The 2,633-nt window shown below is 61.2% G+C and carries 2 protein-coding genes and 1 pseudogene; all 3 read left to right on the forward strand.

Going from position 1 to position 2,633, the window contains the following annotated elements:
- Positions 1–91: 91 nt before the first annotated feature.
- Positions 92–415, forward strand: a pseudogene (locus R4P47_RS24885) (iron-containing alcohol dehydrogenase); the annotation flags it as partial.
- A gap of 512 nt (positions 416–927) precedes the next feature.
- Complete coding sequence (locus tag R4P47_RS24890; RefSeq protein ID WP_317786066.1) at positions 928–2,118, forward strand: cytochrome P450; 1,191 nt, start codon at positions 928–930, stop codon at positions 2,116–2,118.
- 93 nt (positions 2,119–2,211) lie between these two features.
- On the forward strand, positions 2,212–2,559 hold the full coding sequence (locus R4P47_RS24895) for an MFS transporter (RefSeq protein WP_317786067.1): 348 nt from the start codon (positions 2,212–2,214) through the stop codon (positions 2,557–2,559).
- The last annotated feature ends 74 nt before the right edge of the window (positions 2,560–2,633 follow it).

A 2,633-nucleotide genomic window follows, 5' to 3' on the forward strand; every position in this document is an offset into this window, starting at 1 on the left:
CCGTCATCAATGCTCGACCGCCACCTCCGACCGCGAAGTGGCTTGAACCAGGTCTCCATCAGATCCAGGACGGTTCAGACGTTTCGACCTACCGCACGCGCAAACCCACACCGCGGTTCTACCCCACGTGCTCGCTTTCAACGCACCGCACGCACCCCACGCAGCGACTCGAATCGCACAGGCTCTCGGCGCGTCGTCCGCCTTGGGCGGATTGACCGATTTGCAAGACTTGGTCGATGCTCCGGCAGCCTTGGCCTCATTCGGACTGCGCGAGTCCGATCTCGACGAGGCCGTCGAACTCATCCTTCCCGTCGTTCCTGCCGGCAATCCGCAGTCGGTGACGAAGGAGAACCTTCATGCGCTGCTGCGTGGTGCCCTGCTCGGCGACGCCCTGGAGTACCCGCGCGACCGCTGACCGACCATGTCGCGACAATTTGTATGACAATGTGTCAGTCCATCGGAGCCCGTAGTCGACCGCATTTCGGGGTCGCTTCGGGCGACGACTTCTGACCTGCAGGCCGGGCGATGACGATTGATGGAGTTGGAGGACCTCCCGTGACGCAGTAGATGCGGGTCTGTCACCAGCTGCGTTGTAGTTAGAGAGTGGCTACAGGCAGCTGGCAGGTCGGTCACGGGAGCGGCATCCGCGGGTGCGGGCAGTCCGAGTTGGACGACAGCAAAAACTCCGCGAACCCCACGGATATAGTGCACATCACATATTGTCGTACAGTATGACTGGCGTTACACTAGGGCCGCGGCTTCAATTCGACCGCAGTACCTCACACCGAGCCGCCGCCCCGGCTTCGCCTGCAAACCGTCCATCGAGGGATCGGAGGGCACTGCGGTGAGAGGTCAGATCACACAGCTACCCGAGGCATCACTGCCGTCCCGACCGCGCGTCGATTCACATCACTCAGGGGTTTCCAAATGACCGTCAACGAAAACGAGCACAGCCGAGCCGTGCCGGCGCAGGCCTACTCGCCCACAGAATCGACCGACCTTCACCGTGACTACGAGCAGCTACGACAGCAATGCCCCGTAGTCCACAGCGACGATTTCGGTGGCTTCTGGAGCTTGATGACGTTCGCCGACGCCTCCAAGGCAAGCCGGGACTTCAAAACCTTTGCCAGCGGGCAGCCTTTCGTGGAATACCCGTCACCGAACTGCCCGATCCCCATCAGCACCAACCCCCCTGTCCATGGGTTCTACCGAAAGTTCCTGAACCAATATTTCGTCGAAGATCGAGTCCAGGCGCTTCTTCCGAGCATCGAACGCATCGTGGCCGAACAGCTTGCACCGCTGCTGGCCAACGGGGGCGGAGACATTTATCGGACCGTCGCCCGCCTCGTACCGCCGCAGGTTCTGGCTGAGCTGTTGGGTCTGTCGGCCACCGGATGGGCAGAGCTCACCGCATCCCTCGACGAAGCGGACGGGCTGCGGCACGACATCACCGCGTTCGGGGCCCGGCAGGCAACGCTGTGGGACGATGCGGTGACCGAGTTGATCGACGACAGGCGATCAACTCCGCGTGATCCGGCACACGACATCGTCACCGGCATACTGGCTCTCGAACCGGACGGGCAGCCGATCTCCGACGCCGACGCACGATCGATTGTCACCCAACTCTTTGCTGCAGGCGCGGACACTACGAGCTCCGCGATGGGCTCGCTGGTAAATTACTTGGCGACGAATCCAGTTGCCCAGCAACAAATTCGACTGGATTTGACGCTGCTGCCGGCTGCTATCGAAGAGGTTCTCCGGATGGGGCCACCTCTTCATCAGACCGTCCGCCGCACCACCAGGGAAACCGAGGTCCACGGTGTGCGGATACCAGAGGGCGAGCTGGTAGCGATCAATGTCGCCTCGGCGAACCGAGACGACGACAAGTTCGACGATCCGCACCACGTCCAACTCGATCGAGAACGCAACCCGCATCTGACCTTCGGCTTCGGACCGCACATGTGCATCGGGGCTCCGATTGCGCGCCAAGAGCTACGGATTTTCGGCGAACAGCTGCTCGGTGCCACCCGATCGATAACCCTCGCTCATCCCGTCGAATCCTCGGGCCGCGCCCTGCGGACAGGGTGGGCCAGTATCGACGTCACGCTGGACACCTGACCGGCGACAGTCACACCGCGAGTCGGCACGAACAACACTGCCCCACTACATCACTCCCTCAGAGCGCCCCAGTGCAAGGAGTTTCGATCAGCCATGACCCATGCGCCCAAAAAGACAGACACGGACAGCCGGAAAGTCCGAAAGATCGCCGCTGCAAGTATGGCGGGGACTGCGCTCGAGTACTACGACTTCTCCATCTACGGCCTCGCCGCCGCCCTGGTTTTCCCGAGCCTCTTCTTCCCTGAAAGCAGTGCTTTCATCGGCATTTTGGCGTCATTCGGCACCCTTGCGGTCGGGTATTTCGCCCGGCCGGTAGGTGCGATAGTGTTCGGCCATTTCGGCGACAAGATCGGTCGCAAACCGGTCTTGGTGATCACATTGGTGATCATGGGTGTGGCATCTACTTTGATAGGACTCCTGCCCACCCACGACACCATCTGAATCACCCCGGCAAGTCCAGAGACTTTCTAGTTTGAGAACTCCGCGATGCGCTGAGTTCCGTGTTCACCGTAGTA

Origin of the sequence: Rhodococcus sp. IEGM 1370 (assembly GCF_033142325.1) — a bacterium.
Taxonomy (GTDB): Bacteria; Actinomycetota; Actinomycetes; order Mycobacteriales; family Mycobacteriaceae; genus Rhodococcoides.